Source organism: Sphingomonas sp. LR55 (assembly GCF_036856015.1).
Lineage (GTDB): Bacteria > Pseudomonadota > Alphaproteobacteria > Sphingomonadales > Sphingomonadaceae > Sphingomonas.
This window is the reverse complement of sequence record NZ_JASPFO010000001.1, coordinates 1,699,704-1,715,782: the sequence shown is the minus strand read 5'-3', so window position 1 is coordinate 1,715,782 and position 16,079 is coordinate 1,699,704. Positions and strand designations below refer to the sequence as shown.

General features: G+C 67.0%; 8 protein-coding genes and 6 pseudogenes. 3 read left to right on the top strand and 11 right to left on the bottom strand.

Features of this window, described 5'->3' with window-relative positions; translation table 11 throughout:
* Positions 1 to 99: 99 nt before the first annotated feature.
* The 6 genes and pseudogenes from QP181_RS08085 to QP181_RS08060 form a co-directional block, all read right to left on the bottom strand.
* The gene (locus QP181_RS08085) at positions 100 to 549 is read right to left on the bottom strand and encodes an NTP transferase domain-containing protein (RefSeq protein WP_333928205.1); all 450 of its coding nucleotides are present in this window, start codon (positions 547 to 549) and stop codon (positions 100 to 102) included.
* Positions 536 to 1,457, bottom strand: a pseudogene (locus QP181_RS08080) (XdhC family protein). Before QP181_RS08080 ends, QP181_RS08085 begins: the two are co-directional and overlap by 14 nt.
* A 13-nt stretch (positions 1,458 to 1,470) precedes the next feature.
* Positions 1,471 to 3,807, bottom strand: a complete 2,337-nt coding sequence (locus tag QP181_RS08075; protein ID WP_333928204.1) for a molybdopterin cofactor-binding domain-containing protein — start codon at positions 3,805 to 3,807, stop codon at positions 1,471 to 1,473.
* Positions 3,808 to 4,022: 215 nt separating this feature from the next.
* Positions 4,023 to 6,221, bottom strand: a complete 2,199-nt coding sequence (locus QP181_RS08070) for a xanthine dehydrogenase family protein molybdopterin-binding subunit (RefSeq protein WP_333928203.1) — start codon at positions 6,219 to 6,221, stop codon at positions 4,023 to 4,025.
* Between the two features lie 35 nt (positions 6,222 to 6,256).
* On the bottom strand, positions 6,257 to 7,237 hold the full coding sequence (locus QP181_RS08065; protein WP_060524000.1) for an FAD binding domain-containing protein: 981 nt from the start codon (positions 7,235 to 7,237) through the stop codon (positions 6,257 to 6,259).
* Positions 7,234 to 7,797 (bottom strand): 2Fe-2S iron-sulfur cluster-binding protein, encoded by a 564-nt coding sequence (locus QP181_RS08060; RefSeq protein ID WP_082441359.1) that lies wholly within the window; start codon positions 7,795 to 7,797, stop codon positions 7,234 to 7,236. Before QP181_RS08060 ends, QP181_RS08065 begins: the two co-directional genes overlap by 4 nt.
* A 141-nt stretch (positions 7,798 to 7,938) precedes the next feature.
* On the opposite strand from QP181_RS08060, the gene QP181_RS08055 reads away from it, so the two are divergent.
* Together QP181_RS08055 and QP181_RS08050 are read left to right on the top strand one after the other, a co-directional pair.
* A complete protein-coding gene (locus tag QP181_RS08055; protein ID WP_333929593.1) occupies positions 7,939 to 8,955 on the top strand; it encodes a glycerophosphodiester phosphodiesterase in 1,017 nt (338 codons plus the stop codon).
* Entirely contained in the window at positions 8,956 to 9,234 is a 279-nt protein-coding gene (locus QP181_RS08050; protein ID WP_333928202.1) for a hypothetical protein, read from the top strand. It abuts the gene before it with no gap.
* A 205-nt stretch (positions 9,235 to 9,439) separates the two neighbouring features.
* Here the strand turns inward: QP181_RS08050 and QP181_RS08045 are convergent.
* A pseudogene (locus QP181_RS08045) lies at positions 9,440 to 10,104 on the bottom strand (TIGR02117 family protein).
* A 22-nt stretch (positions 10,105 to 10,126) separates the two neighbouring features.
* Between QP181_RS08045 and phhA the strand changes: the two are divergent.
* A complete protein-coding gene (gene phhA / locus QP181_RS08040; protein WP_333928201.1) occupies positions 10,127 to 10,996 on the top strand; it encodes a phenylalanine 4-monooxygenase in 870 nt (289 codons plus the stop codon).
* Positions 10,997 to 11,219: 223 nt separating this feature from the next.
* Here the strand turns inward: phhA and QP181_RS08035 are convergent.
* The 4 pseudogenes from QP181_RS08035 to QP181_RS08015 all read right to left on the bottom strand — a co-directional run.
* Positions 11,220 to 12,149 (bottom strand): annotated as a pseudogene (locus QP181_RS08035) (50S ribosomal protein L11 methyltransferase); the annotation flags it as partial.
* Positions 12,139 to 12,829: pseudogene (locus QP181_RS08030) on the bottom strand (SDR family NAD(P)-dependent oxidoreductase). The pseudogenes QP181_RS08030 and QP181_RS08035, both read right to left, overlap by 11 nt.
* Positions 12,830 to 12,908: 79 nt before the next feature.
* Positions 12,909 to 14,641 (bottom strand): annotated as a pseudogene (gene ggt, locus QP181_RS08020) (gamma-glutamyltransferase).
* Positions 14,642 to 14,852: 211 nt separating this feature from the next.
* A pseudogene (locus QP181_RS08015) lies at positions 14,853 to 15,916 on the bottom strand (quinone-dependent dihydroorotate dehydrogenase).
* Positions 15,917 to 16,079 lie beyond the last annotated feature (163 nt).

Below are 16,079 nucleotides of genomic sequence, written 5' to 3'. Positions count from 1 at the left end.
GATCCTCGGGCGTATCGATGTCGATCAGCTCGGCTGGCGCGGTCACGACATGCCGCCCCGCCTGCACCAGATCGCGCGCACCCGCATCGCCGTCCAGCGTCAGCAGGAAATCGAACCGATCGCGTCCGAACAGGGCAGGGGGCTCGGCTTCTCGCCATCGCTCGACGCGACCACCGCATCGGCGCTGTCGGCGGCATCGAGCATCCGGTAGATATGCGCGGCGGTCACGCGCGGCATGTCCGCCAGCGCGATCAGCACCGCCTCCGCACCCTCGTCCTTGGCGCACTGCACGCCGAGCTTCACCGACTGCGACATCCCCGACGACGGATCGTCGTTATGCACCACCTCGAAATGATGGCTCAGAAAGTCGAGCTTGCAGCCGTCGGTCACGACCAGCCGGCGCTTGAACGGAATGTTCTCGAACGCGGTGACGACGTGCATGCCCAAAGGCTTGTTGAGAAACGGCACCTCCAGCTTGTTGGGAATGCCGAACCGCTCCGAGCTGCCCGCGGCGAGGAGTATGAGGAAGACGTTTTCAGCGGCGATCATTGAACGCTCCTATCATCGCCGCGGCCACCGACAGCGCGATTTCCGATGGTCCGATTGCGCCGATGTCGAGCCCGACCGGCGCATCGATCCGGTCGATGTTCTCCGCCGTAACGCCCTCCGAGGCAAGCCGCTCCCGCCGCGCCGCATGGCTCTTGCGGCTGCCGAGCGCACCGACATAGGCGGCATCGGACGCGAGCGCCGCGACCAGCGCCGGGTCGTCGATCTTGATGTCATGGCTCAGCGTCACGACCGCGGTCGAGGGGCCGGGGCGGAGCGCGGCGATCGCCTCGTCGGGCCAGCGATCGTCGAGCGTCACGCCCGGAAACCGCTCCTCGGTCAGGAAGCGCGCGCGGATCGATCACCACCGTCTCGATCCCGAGTTCGCGCGCCAACCCCGCCAACGCCTGCGCGATCTGCACCGCGCCGACGATCAGCAGCCGACGCGGCGGATCGTAGCGATTGACGAACACCTCGCCCGTTTCCAACGGCCGCGCGTCGCTATGCCCGGTGGCAAGGTCGGTCGTCACGGTCAACGCATCGCCCTGGTCGCGCGCATCGGCGATCCGGTCGAACAGCTCGGGATCGAACCCTTCCGCCGACACCGGCTGCACCATCACCGCGATCTCGCCGCCGCACGGCAACCCGACTTCCCACGCCGCCGCATCCGCGACGCCGTAGTTGCGCACCTGGAATGGCGCACCCGCGATCACCTCGGCGGCGGTGGCGAGGATGTCGCTCTCGACGCACCCGCCGGAGACGGATCCCTCGAACCGCCCATCGGCATGGACGAGCATGTGGCTCCCCTTGGGTCGCGGCGCGGATCCCCAGGTCGAGACGACCGTGGCGATCGCCATCTTCTCGCCCTTCCAGGTCTTCGCAGCAGCGAGCACGCTATCGTTTTCGGCCATGTCTCGTTCTCTTTCAAATCCTCCCCGCACGCGGGGAGGGGGACCAGCGCAGCTGGTGGAGGGGGCCAGCCGCAGACGTTACGCTTGGGGTTGCCCCCTCCACCACGCCGTGGGGCGCGGTCCCCCTCCCCGTGCCGGGGAGGATCGAGACGGCGGGCAACCCTTCGAGCAGCTTGTCGAGCGTCACCGGAAAGTCCCGAACCCTCACCCCCGTCGCGTTGTAGATAGCATTCGCCACCGCAGCCCCCGCGCCGGAGATCCCAAGCTCCCCAACGCCCTTCGCCCCAACCGGGTTCGCGGAGTCGTCGATCTCCTCGATGAAATGCACTTCCAGCTGCGGAATGTCGGCATTCACCGCGACGTGATATTCGCCGAAATCGGGATTCACGAACGCGCCCGTCCGCGTGTCGACGATGCCCTCCTCGCTCAGCGCATAGGCGATCCCCCACGCCATCCCGCCGGTGATCTGGCTCGTCGCGGTCTTGCGATTGAGCACCCGCCCGACATCGAATACGCCGAGCATCCGCCGCACGCGCGTCTCACCCGTCACTGCGTTCACCGCGACCTCGACGAAGTGCGCGCCGTGGCTCGCCTGGCTCGTCCGCTTGCTCTCCGCACCCGGCCCGGTCTTGCCCATCGCCACGATCGGTTTGCCGCGCACCAGATCGGCCAGCTTTACCGACCTCCCACCAGCACTCACGCAGCCATCGTGCAGGCTCAGATCCTCGGGCGCCGCATTCATCCGCAACGCCAGTTCGCCAAGGATATCCTCGCACGCCAGCACCACCGCCGAACACGCGCTGCCTGCGCCGAACGATCCACCCGACCCCGCGCTCGGCGGGAAGTCGGTATCGCCGAGTCGCACATTCACCTCGGCCACCGGCAGCCCGAGCATCTCGCCCGCAGTCTGCGCGAGGATGGTGTACGTCCCAGTACCAATGTCCGTCATGTCGCACTCGACCGTAGCGCGGCCATCTGCCTCCAGCCGCACGCGCGCCTCCGCCTCGACGGTGAAGTTGCCGCGCAGGCTCGCCGCCATGCCGATCCCGACCAGCCACTCGCCCTCGCGCACAGACCCCGGTGCCGGCACGCTCGCAGGCCAGCCGAACCGCTCGGCGCCTTGTGTGTAGCAATCGAGCATCCGCCGCGTGGAGAACGCCTTGCCGCTCACCGGATCGGTCTCGGGCTCGTTGCGCCGCCGCAGTTCGATCGGGTCGATCCCGAGCTGCTCAGCGAGTTCGTCCATCGCGCACTCGACCCCGAACGTCCCAACCGCCTCGCCCGGCGCCCGCACCGCGCCGCTCGCGGGCAGATTAACGCGGACAAGGTCAGTCTTGAACCGCCGCGCGTCGCCCCGGTACAGCGGCAGAGTCCCGAACGGCACCGGCTCGAGAAACTCGCCATCGTCGTTCTGGGCGACGACGCTCTCATGCCCCATGCCGAGGATCACGCCGTGCTCGTCGGCCGCGATCCGGATCCGCTGCGTCGTGTGCGAACGGTGATGCACCATGTACGCAGTCTGGCGGCGCGGCAGCGCGACCTTGACCGGCCGCCCGACGACCTCCGCCGCGATCGCCGCCAGGATCGCCTCGGGACCGACGCCGGTCTTCCCCCCGAACCCGCCGCCGACATACGGGGCGAGGACACGCACCTTGTCCGCCTCGATCTTGAGCGCCTTCGCGATCGTCTTGCGCGCGCCGCCGATCACCTGATTGCTCGACCGCACGCTCAGCTTGTCGCCCTCCCACCACGCGGTGGTCGCATGCGGCTCCAACGCGGCGGGGAAATGCACGGGCGTCGTATAGGTCCGGTCGAACGTCACCGCCGCGTCCGCCATCACCGCGTCGAGATCGCCATTGTCGATCGGCGGCAGGAAGCCGATCTTCGGCGCGGTATCGACCGGCTGCGCCTCGACGTCGAACCGATCCTCGCCCGCCTCGGTATGGACCACGACCAGCGCCGCAGCGTCACGCGCGATCGCCTGGTCCTCCGCGACAACGATCGCGACCGGCTGACCGAGGTGGAGAATGACGTCGGTATCGAACAGCGGCATCGCGCGCGAGTTGGACTCGCCAGCAGGCATGCGCGCATCGTTATGGATGACGGCAATGACGCCGGGCAGCGCCTCAGCGGCGCTCACGTCGATGCCGAGAATGCGCCCGCTGCCGACCGGCGTACCAACGATCGCGGCATAGGCGATGCCATCGGGCGTGCCCTCATACGCATAATCCGCCACGCCGGTGACCTTGGCCGGCCCCTCGATCCGGTCGAGCCCGAGCCCGAGAACGCCCTGCTTCGCGCGGTCGAGACCACCCGGCCGAAACGCCGCATCCATCACGTGTTCGTTCATTCTGCGGTCCTCGGGTGGAGGGAAGGATATGGGTAGGGCGGGGGCGTTTGACGAGGGCGCTACGCATCCCCCGACACCCCCGGCGAAGGCCGGGGCCCAATTGGGGAACGAGAGTAACGGCGGACAGTCCTCCGTCATCAAAGCCTTCCCAATTGGGCCCCGGCCTCCGCCGGGGGGGTAATTATTCGAGCGGTGCCCCTACTTCAGGTCAGCCTTCAAACAGCCGGCAACTGATCCAGCAGCTTATCCAGCGTGATCGGGAACTCGCGCACCCGGATCCCCGTCGCATTATACACCGCGTTCGCTACCGCAGCGCCCGCACCCGAAATCCCCAGCTCGCCGATTCCCTTGGCGTGGATCGGGTTCGCATGGATGTCGCGCTCGTCGACGAAGTGGACGTCCATCTGCGGCACGTCCGCATTGGCCGGCACGTGGTATTCGCCGAGATCGTGGTTCACCAGCTTGCCGGTCCGCGTATCGTGCACGAGGTGCTCGGTCAGCGCGGTGCCGATCCCGAAGGTCATCCCGCCAAGGCACTGCGACCGCGCGGTCTTCGCGTTGAGCACGCGCCCCGCCGCGAACGACCCGAGCATCCGCCGCACCCGCGTCTCGCCGGTAATCACGTTTACCGCGACCTCGGCGAAATGCGCGCCGAACCCGGCCTGCGACGTCTCCTTCTCCTGCTTGCCCGGCTTGATGTGCCCGGTAGCCTCGAGACCCTTGCCGACCAGCTCGCCGATCGGCGTCGAACGGTTGTCGCCAATTGCCTTGCCGTCCTTCAGCGTCAGGCCGTCCTCGTCGACGCCCGCCGCCTTGGCCAGCTTCCCGCGCAGCATCTCGCACGCCAGATACACGGCAGTACCCGAAGACGCCGCGCCCCACGAACCGCCCGAACCCGCCGCCGGGGGATCGTTGGTATCACCCAGCGACATCGTGATGTTCTCGACCGGGATCCCCAGGATCTCCGACGCGATCTGCGCCAGGATCGTGTAGCTGCCCGTGCCGATATCGGTCATCGCCGACGACACCGTCGCCGAGCCATCCGGATGGATCTCGACCTTGGCGGACGATTCCATCATCATGTTGCCGCGCACCGCCGAGGCGACGCCCATGCCGATCAGCCACTCGCCCTCGCGCCGCGTGCCGGCCTTCCGGCGCTTGTCCCAGCCGAACTTCTTCGCACCCTCGTCGAGCGCACGCGTCAGGTTGCGCGACGAATAGGGCACGTCCTTTTCAGGGTCGATCTTCGGATCGTTGCGCTTGCGCAGCTCGATCGGATCCATCTGGAGCTTCTCGGCCAGTTCATCCATCGCGCCTTCCAGCGCGAGCATCCCGACCGCCTCGCCCGGCGCGCGCATCGAGCCCGACAGCACGAAGTTCACATCGACCACCTCATGCGTGATCAACCGGTTCTCACCGCCGTACAGCAGGTGCGTCCCGATACCCGCAGGCTCGAAATAATCCTCGGTCGGCTGGTTCGAGGTCAGCGTCTCGTGACCGATCGCCAGCAACTTGCCGTCGGCATCCGCCGCCAGCCGCACACGCTGCTCGGTATTCGACCGCCGCACCGTCGCCTCGAACACCTGCGGGCGCGACATCACCGCCTTGACCGGACGGCCAAGCTGCTTCGCCGCGATCGCCGCCGCGACGCTCTCGGGCGCGATGCCGAGCTTCGACCCGAACCCGCCGCCGATATAGCGCGCGATGATCCGCACCTTCTTCTCCGACATCCCCAGCGACTTCGCCAGCTGCTGCGCATCCGACGTTGGCATCTGGTACGCGCCGTAAAGCGACAGCGAGCCGTCCTCTTCCCACACCGCGGTCGAGGCATGCGGCTCCATCGCCGCCGAGTTCTGGCTCGGCGTGACATAGGTCGAATCGATCGTCACCGCCGCCTCGGCCATCGCCTTGTCGATGTTGCCCTGCTTGAAATGCGCGGGCGTCGCATCGTCCGGCGGCGTCCGCGTCTCGTCGCGGTGCGCGGCGAAGTCGTACTGCCCCTCGGCCTCGTCATACTCGATCGGCAGGCGCGCCGCGGCATCGCGCGCGACCTCGAAGCTCTCGGCGAGCACGATCGCGACGATCTGGCCGAAGAACGCGATGTCCTTCACGCCCTGCGTCGGTGCATCGGTTGCGCCACCTTGTGCCGAGACCCGGATGAACTGGTCGAAATCGGTGACGACGTCGATCACGCCGGGGATCGCCTTCACCGCGTCGACGTCGATCGAAACGACCTTGCCCGCCGATATCTTCGTGCCGACCAGCACGCCGTACGCCATGTTCGCGAACTGGTATTCCGCGGCATAGGTCGCCGTCCCGGTGACCTTCAGCGGCCCGTCGATCCGGTCGAGCGGCTTGCCGATGACGCCTTGGACGCCCGTATCCAGAAGACTGTCCGGATGCGGCTTGTCCATCGTCAGGCTATTCGTAGTGCCAAGACCAAACATGTTTATGCTCCCGTGACGTTGCGCAGCGTCGCGATCAGCGTGCGACGGGCGAGGGGGATCTTGAAGTCGTTCGAGCCATAGCCCTTGGCGTCGGCCAGCAGCGCCGTCGCCGCAGCCTCGAACACGGCATCGGACGGCGCCTTGCCGACCAGCGCCGCCTCGACCGCCGGATTGCGCCACGGCATCGGCCCGAGCCCGCCGAACGCGAGCGAGGCCGACGCGATCACGCCGTCCTGCACGTCGACGATCGCCGCCACCGAGACGAGCGCGAACGCATAGGACGCACGATCGCGCACCTTGCGGTATTCCTGCTTGCCCTTGACCGGTGCCGGAAGCTCGATGTGCGTGATCAGTTCACCCGCTTCGAGCGCGTTCTCGATCTGCGGCGTATCGCCCGGCAGACGATAGAAGTCGTGGATCGAGATCCGCCGACGGTCGCCATCCGCCTTCAGCGTCACGATCGTCGCGTCGAGCGCACGCATCGCCACCGCCATGTCGCTCGGGTGCGTCGCGATGCAGTGCTCGCTCGTCCCCAGCACAGCGAGGATGCGGTTGAACCCGCCGATCGCCGAACAGCCGCTACCCGGCTCGCGCTTGTTGCACGCCGCTGCGGTGTCATAGAAATAATAGCACCGCGTCCGCTGGAGCAGATTGCCCCCGGTCGATGCCTTGTTCCGCAACTGCCCCGAGGCACCGGCGAGCAACGCACGGCTCAGCACCTCGTACTTGGCGACGACGCGGCGATCGGCAGCGAGATCGCTGTTCGGCACCAGCGCGCCGATCGTCAGCCCGCCATCCTCGCGCTCCTCGATCTTCGCGAGATCGAGCCGCGAGATGTCGACCAGCTTGTCCGGCGTCTCGACCTGCAACTTCATCAGGTCGAGCAGGTTGGTGCCGCCCGCGATGAACTTGGCGCCGCTCGTATCGATATCCTTGACCGCAGCCTCGGGCGTCGCGGCCTTCTCGTAGGTGAAGGTCTTCATGCCACCAGCTCCCCACGCGCGTTTGCTTCCATCGCGGCATCCTTCTCGTCCGCGGTCCGGCCGGCGGGCTCGGCACCACCGACTTCGCGGATCGCATCGACGATGTTCGGGTACGCGGCGCAGCGGCACAGATTGCCGCTCATCCGCTCGGAAATCTCGGCATCGTCGAACTTCGGATCGGTCAGGTCGCCCGACGCATGGCTGGCCCAGCCCTTCTTGACCTCGTCGAGCATGCCGACCGCCGAACAGATCTGCCCCGGCGTGCAATACCCACACTGATACCCGTCATGCCGTACGAACGCGTCCTGCAGCGCGTGCAGGTTGCCCGGCTGGCCGATACCCTCGATCGTCGTGATCTCGTCGTCCTGGTGCATCACCGCGAGCGTCAGGCAGGAATTGACGCGGCGCCCGTTGATCAGCACCGTGCACGCGCCGCACTGGCCATGATCGCAGCCCTTCTTCGACCCCGTCAGCCCGAGATGCTCGCGGCACAGGTCGAGCACCGACGTGCGAATATCGGGCTCGGCGTCATATGATTGACCATTGATCGTGAAATGCATGGGGATGCCCCTGGTTGAATGTGCCGGGAATGTGCGGATTTCGAGGACTTAACGCCGATGCGACCGATCGTTTCCTATTGCGACAAGCTCTCACGTGTTGGTACGCTGGCGTTCATAGCGCTGAGCGGGCAAGCTGCTGCGATGACGCCAGCTTCTCCCCGATTGTCGCCCCCAATCGTCATCGCGCACCGTGGCGCGAGCGGTCTGCGGCCCGAGCATACGCTGGCGGCCTATTCGCTCGCGATCGACCAGGGCGCCGACTTCATCGAGCCCGATCTGGTGCCGACCAAGGACGACGTGCTCGTCGCGCGCCACGAGAACGACATCGCCGAGACGACCAACGTCGCCGACCATCCCGAGTTCGCCAGCCGGAAAACCACCAAGACGATCGACGGCCAGACGATGACCGGCTGGTTCGTCGAGGATTTCACGCTCGCCGAACTGAAGACGCTGCGTGCGAAGGAACGCCTGCCCAAGCTGCGCCCCGCGAACACCGCCTATGACGGCCAATTCGCAATCCCGACGCTCGCTGAGATCATCGCGCTCGCCAAGCGCCGCACGGCCGAGACGGGCCGGACGATCGGCATCTATCCCGAGACCAAGCACCCGACCTATTTCGCGAAGATCGGCCATCCGACCGACGCGAAACTGGTCGCCGAACTGCGCGAGGCCGGCTGGGACTCGGCGAAGGCGCCGGTCTTCATCCAGTCGTTCGAGGTCGCCAACCTCCAGCGCCTCCACAAGATGACGAAAGTCCGCCTGATCCAGCTCATGGACGGCGAGGGCGGTCCCGCCGATGGCGCCCAGCCGAGCTACAAGGCGATGATCACGCCCGAAGGCCTCAAGGCGGTCGCCGCCTACGCCTACGGCATCGGCCCGAACAAGAGCATGCTCTGGACCGACGCGACCCCCACCACGCTGGTCGCCGACGCGCACACCGCCGGCCTGCGAGTCCACCCCTGGACCTACCGCGCCGAAAACTACTTCCAACCGACCCGCTTCCGCCGCGGCACCGATCCCGCAGTCCACGGCGACATCGCCGCGGAGATCGACGCCGGCCTTGCACAAGGTATCGACGGTTTCTTCACCGACTTTCCGCTATACGGGGCCCAAGCGCGCGACCGAGCCCGGGGAACCGCGCGTGCAGGAGTAAAGTAAATGCGTAAGGTTCTTCCCGTACTCGCGGTGCTGCCGTTCCTCGTAAGTGGCTGCATCAGCACCGCAACGTCGATCGTGAAGGCACCGTTCCAGGCTGCCGGCAAGGCGGTCGACTGGACCACGACCAGCCAGGAAGAATCGGACCGCAACTACGGCAAGAAGATGCGCAAGCAGGAAGCCGAAGAGGGCAAGCAGCGCAAGGAACTGGCGAAGCGCTGCAACAAGGACCCGCAGCGTTCGGAATGCGGACAGTACCAAGGCTACCGCGCCGGGAACTGACCTCCTTCTACCACCCCGGCGAAGGCCGGGGCCCAGTTGGGAAACAGAAGTAACGTAGCGCTGCGCTCAGTCAGCAACGTCCCCCAACTGGGCCCCGGCCTCCGCCGGGGTGGTGCCCCAAGCCAATGTTCCCTGACTTCCTTGTTCTCCCGCGAAGGCGGGAGCCCAGTCTGGACTCCCGCCTTCGCGGGAGAACAAGCTTGGCTCAAAACCACCCCATCACAGTAACCGGAAACGGCGTCCACCGCCCAACCCGAACCCCCGCAAACCGCAGCGCATCCCCCGTCCAAGCATTACACGTCCGCACCGCGCTATACCGCCCGTTAGCCTCATAAAACGCGTCATATCCAGCATACCCCCGATACCGCGCACCCCCATCGCGAAAGCTCGCCCGGATATACGCCGCCAGCCGCCGATACTGCGCCGGCGTCACCACGATCTCCCGAGCCCCATCCCCCGCACGCGGCCTCGGCAGATGATCGACATGCATCAACGTCCGCGTGCTGCCGAACGCCGCGCCGACCACGGTTCGCAACTTCACGTCAGCCCAGGTCGGCGTCTCCAAGTAAAAGGTCTTCTCCCCCACCCGAACGCCACATGATCGAACGCGCCATACCGCGGATCACGCAGATCCTCCGCCCGAGCCACCCCGCGCCAATCCACTCCCGCCGCGACCTTCGGCACGATGATCCCGGTATGCACGCCGTTGCTCTCGACGAAGATATGCACGCCCTCGGCCGGCGCTCGCCAGTCGCGGTTGCTGGGGATCGACCCGCCGACCAGTCCCGCCACCGCATAGCTCGCAACCACCCCGAACACCGCCGCGACCGCCCGTAAAATCCATGTAACCCAACGCGTTTCCGTCTTCATTCCGTCATGCTAGACCAGCCGCATGGCCAATGACACACACGTACTGAGCACCCCGCCCGAAGGCGCGCCCGACTGGACGATCCCGCAGAACTGGGCGGATTACACCGCGGAGGATCACGCGACCTGGGACACGCTCTTCGCGCGCCAGTCGAAGCTGCTCCCCGGCCGCGCGTCGAACGCCTGGCTGCGCGGGCTCGATGTCCTGAAGCTGTCGAAACCCGGCATCCCCGATTTCGAGGAGCTGTCCGAGCGCCTGACGAAGCTTACCGGCTGGTCGGTCGTCGCGGTCCCCGGCCTCGTCCCCGACGACGTGTTCTTCGACCACATGGCCAACCGCCGGTTCGTGGCGGGCAACTTCATCCGCCGCCCCGACCAGCTCGACTACCTCCAGGAACCCGACGTCTTCCACGACGTGTTCGGCCACGTCCCGATGCTCGCCGACCCGGTCTTCGCCGACTACCTCGCCGCCTACGGCCGCGGCGGCCAGCGGGCGCTCGGTTTGGACGCGCTGAAGTATCTAGGAAGACTCTACTGGTACACGGTCGAGTTCGGCCTGATCGCCGAACCCGAAGGCCTGCGCATCTACGGCTCGGGGATCGTCTCCAGCTACGCGGAAACGCGGTTCGCGCTCGACGATCCGAGCCCCAACCGGATCGCGCTCGATCTCGCCCGCGTAATGCGCACCGAATACCGGATCGACGATTTCCAGCAGAACTATTTCGTCATTCCGAGCTTCGAGGAGTTGCTGCGGTTGACGGTCGAGACCGATTTCGCTCCGCTGTACGAAGAGCTGAAGGCACTCCCGGATATCCCGGTCGCGCGGATCGAGCCGGGGGATGTGGTGATAACCGAGGGTACGCAGGACTACGCGAACGCGAAACTCAGCGCATAAACCAGAAGCACCACCCCGGCGAAGGCCGGGGCCCAATTGGGCGAACCTCGGAAATAGAACCGCACCGCCATTCCAATTGGGCCCCGGCCTCCGCCGGGGTGGTGCCGGAAGTGAGGTAAGCGCCGCCCCAAAGATTGTTCCCCCGCGAAGGCGGGGGCCCAGACTGGACCCCCGCCTTCGCGGGGGAACAACCTTCTCGAGGGAAGGCCTGCGCTACCTCAAAATCCAGCGCCCACCCATCACGCCCCTTGGGATCGAACGGCCCCTCCGCCACAAACCTCACCGCCCCGGCGCGCAACCGAAGCACACTCCAATCCCCCCGCCGGTCGACCGCCTCAAGCGAACACCCGCAAGCCTCATACGCCGCGACGACGCCAGCCCGCTGCGTCTCCAGCAATCCCGCCAGCACGATCGTCGCCCCCACATCCGAAATCGAAGCGATCTCCGGCGCCATAGACACCAGCGGCCCCGCCAGAATATTCGCGATCACCAGATCATAAGGCGCCCGAACCACGATCGCATCGTCCAGCGTACCGTCCGCAATCACCAGATCGATCCCCTCGACCCCATTAAGCGCCGCATTCTCCGCCGTAACATCGATCGAGACCGGATCGATATCCGTCCCCATCACCCTGGCCTCAGGCCAAAGATGCGCCGCCGCAAACGCCAGCAACCCCGTCCCAGTCCCAATATCGATCACGTTCGCAAAGTCGGCATCGGCCAACCCATCGAGCATCGCCAGACACCCGCTGGTCGTCTCGTGATGCCCCGTCCCGAACGCCCGACTAGCCTCGATCAGGAACGCCCGCTTGTCCGCCGGCACCGCGCCGGTATGCGCGCCGGTATGCACAAAGAACCGCCCAACCGACAGAGGCTCGAGCCCGGCCTGGCTCATCGTCACCCAGTCCGCATCGCCCAACCGCTCGACCGCGATCTCGGCCCCCGCCGCACTCGGCACCAGCGCCCGCACCGCCGCGACCGTATCCGCCGCCGGCTCATGCTCGAAATACGCATCGAGCCGCCACGACTCGACGTCGTCCTCGATCTCCTCGGTCGTCATCAACACGCCGTCGATCGTCAGATCGTCGCTCGCATCGATCGCCTCCGCCTCCGCCCGCGTGCAGGGCAGGGTGAGTTTCCAACTATCGGACATAGCTCGCCCCGTTCACGTCGATCACCGACCCCGTCATCGAAGCCGGCGCTTCCAACGCCAGAAACTTCGCCGCCGCCGCGATCTCTTCAGGTGCCGCGACCCGCCCAAGCGGAATGTCCGCCAGCAACGCATCGCCGCCCCGGCTCGACAGATAGTCCTCCGCCATCCCGGTCATCGTGAACCCCGGGCACACCGCGAATGCAAGGATGCCCTCCCGAGCATATCCCCGGGCAATCGTCTTGGTCATCGCCACCATTCCCGCCTTCGACGCGGCATAATGCCAATGCGCCGGCGAGATCCCCGCGATACGCCGCCCGACTGGCGATATTGACGATCCGCCCGCCGACACCCCGAGCCTGCCAGTGCAGCACCGCCAGCCGGCACAGCTCGGCCGACGCGGTCAGGTTGATCCGCATCGTCCGCTCCCACTGCGCGGTCCAGTCGTCATCGGCGAGCGGTGCCGCCTCGAACACCCCCGCATTGTTGATCAAGACGTCGATCGCGCCGCCAGCCTGCTCCAGCGCCGCGTTCCACAACGCAGTCGGCCCCGCAGGATCGCTGAAGTCGGCCGGGATGCCGCTAGCGGTCCCATGCCCAATAACGGAGGCCCCCGCATCGGTCAGCGCCGTGTGAATAGCCGCGCCGATACCGCGACTGGAGCCGGTCAGAAGAATGGTCATGGGCTGCTCTTAGCGCGCGGTATCGCGCTCCGTCACCCCAATGTGATGCTCAGGCGGGCCTGCGAGTGCCCGCCCAGCGTCATTCTGGCGCGCGCTGAAGGACACCGACGCGTTCAATCCGGGTAACGGTGCCGTCCTGGCTCATCGCGACGCCCTCGCTGCGCGGGTCGGCCGCACCGACCCATTTGCCGCCTACGCGCTCGATCGCGTTCGCTTTCAGGCCGAGCGCGGCGATCTGGACGGTCTCGCCAAGCGCCTGCAATGCGGGGACCATCGCTTCGCGCTCGGTGCCCTTTTCGGCGGCGGCGACGTGGCCGGGGGCGTAGAGCAGGCCGAGCGCGATCGAGTCCTGCGCGGACAGCTTCCAGTCGACCACGCCGATGATCGCCTTCGCCACCTGTGCGATGATCGTCGAGCCGCCCGCTGCGCCGACCGCGAGGCGGACCTTCCCGTCGGGGCCGTAGACGATGGTCGGCGACATCGAACTGCGCGGTCGCTTGCCGCCCTCGACACGGTTGGCGACCAGCGCGCCGTTCTTCTCGGGGACGATATCGAAGTCGGTGAGCTGGTTGTTGAGGACCGTACCGTCGACGGTGATGCCGGAGCCGAAATAGCCCTCTACGGTGGTGGTGACCTCGACGACGTTGCCGCGGGCGTCGACCGTCGCGATGTCGGTGGTGCCGGGGACTTCGCTGTCCGGTGCGCGGGTGCGCGCGGGGGCGCCGGGGGCGAGCCGGCGGTGACGGTCGCCATCGTCTTCACCGACGAGATCAATGCGGAGCGCGACGCGAGATACTTGGCGTCAAGCATGCCCTGCACCGGTACGCGGACGAAATCGGGATCGCCGACGTAGAGGTCGCGGTCGGCATAGGCGAGGCGCGAGGACTCGGCGAACAGGTGCCAGGCTTGCGCGCTGTCCTTGCCGAGTTTGCCCATGTCGAAGCGTTCGAGTTGCTTCAGGATCATCAGCACGGTGATGCCGCCGGACGAGGGCGGGCCCATCCCGCAGACGCGGTAGACGCGGTATTTGACGCAGACCGGCGGGCGCGACTTGGCGTCGTAGCTGGCGAGGTCGCCGAGCGTCATCTTCGACGGATTGCGCGCGGCGGTGTTGACTGCGGTGACGATCTTCTGCGCCTCGGGGCCGACGTAGAAGCTGTCCGGACCGCGCGTGGCGATGCGCTGGAGGAGCGCGGCCTGCTCCGGATTCTTGATCGTGGCACCGATCGCGACCGGCGAGCCGTCGGGGGCGGAAAAGAGTTTCCTTGTCTCGGGCGTGATGTGGTCGCCATACGCCTTCATCCCGTTGACGAGGCGGGGTGAGGCCTGGAAACCGTTTGTCGCGAGCCGGATCGCGGGGGCGAACAGTTGCGCCCAGGGGAGCTTGCCCGAGGCGCGGTGCGCGAGCGCCATGCCGCGGAGTGCGCCGGGGATGCCAACGCTGCGTCCGCCGGGGACTGCGTCGCTGTGGCTCAGCGGCGTGCCGTCGGGGGCGTAGAACCAGCGTGCGTCGGCGGCGGCGGGCGCCTCTTCGCGCGCGTCGATCGTGCTGAGTGCGCCGCCGGCCGCATGGGAGATCCAGAAGCTGCCGCCGCCGATGCCCGAGCTTTGCGGCTCGACGACATTGAGCGCGAGCATGGTGGCGATCGCGGCGTCGGTGGCGCTGCCGCCGGCGCGGAGAGTTTCGACGCCAGCGGCGGCGGCGCGCGGGTCGGCGGCGCTGACCATGCCTTGGTCTTTGGCCTGGGCAGGCTGGCGAGCCTCGGTGACAGCGGGGATAAGGAGGGCGAGCGTTAGGAGGGAGGTCTTCATCGGCGGCGAGCCTAGCGCGGTTCGGATATGAGGCAAGCGGCTAGGCTGGATTCTGTTCCCCTTCCCAAGTCCGTCACCCCAGCGAAAGCTGGGGTATCCCGGTTAGGCGGGCTGCAGGAGACCCACGGGGATATCCCGGCTTTCGCTGGGATGACGGGAGGGGGCAGGTGCGGACGGATGGGGTGACGAGTGTGATAACGGGATGGGAAGGTCAGCGAGCGTCGACGCCCACCGCATCTGCGATCGTCGCGAAGCCGTCGCGCTTCAACAGCGCGTCCAGTTCGCGGAGGATGCGGGCGGTTAGGCCGGGGCCTTCGTAGACCAATGCGGTGTAGAGCTGGACGAGGCTCGCCCCGGCGCGGAGGCGGGCATAGGCTTCGGCGCCGCTATCTACGCCGCCGACCGAGATCAGCGGGATCGCCGCGCCCGTGGCCTTGCGGAAATCCGACAGGCGTTGGCGGGCTAGGGGGCTAGCGGCGCGCCGGAGAGGCCGCCGGTTTCCTTCGCGTTGGCGGAGCGCAGGCTGGGGCGGGAGATCGTCGTGTTGTTGACGATCAGTGCGTCGATCCGGTTGTCGATCGCGGCTCGGGCGATGTCGTCGATGTCGGCGGGTTCGAGGTCGGGGGCGACCTTTAGGAAGATCGGTGTGGTGCCCTTGGCGGCGGTGCAGGCGGCGAGCAGGTCGCGCAGGGCTGCACCGTGCTGGAGGTCGCGGAGCCCCGGCGTGTTGGGGGAGCTGATGTTTATGGTGATGTAGTCGGCGTGGGCGGCGGCGCGGGTGACGCCGTGGACATAGTCGGCGGTGCGATCGTTCGCGTTCTTGTTGGCGCCGACGTTGATTCCGAGAACCCTGTTTCCCCGCAAAGGCGGGGACCCAGACTGGGCACCCGCCTTTGCGGGTGAACATACTCGGACAAGCGCCGCATCGAGACCACCATTGTTGAAGCCCAGGCGGTTGATGATTGCGCGATCTTCGGGGAGACGAAAGATGCGCGGCTTGGGGTTGCCGGGTTGCGGTACGGGCGTCAGCGTACCGATCTCGACGCTGCCAAAGCCCAGCCCGAAGAACCCGTCGATCGCACGCCCGTCCTTATCGACACCTGCCGCGAGACCGACCGGGTTGGGAAAGGCGATCCCCGCCACGGTCGTCGCGAGCCGCGGTACGCTGGGGGCGAGCGGCGCGCCGGCCTTCCCCCATGCGCCGAGCGCGGCGATGGTGAGGGTATGCGCGCGCTCGGCGTCGAGGCGGAAAAGGATCGGGTGGTAGAAGGCCATGCGCGCTCTTAAGCATATCGGCTGGGGTGGCCAAACCCTTCTTCCGTCACCCCACATCCTCCGTCACCCCAGCGAAAGCTGGGGTCTCCCCGTTCGAGGCGCCAGACCCAAACCAGGAGACCCCAGCTTTCGCTGGGGTGACGGGTTGTAGGGGGCGGGCCGA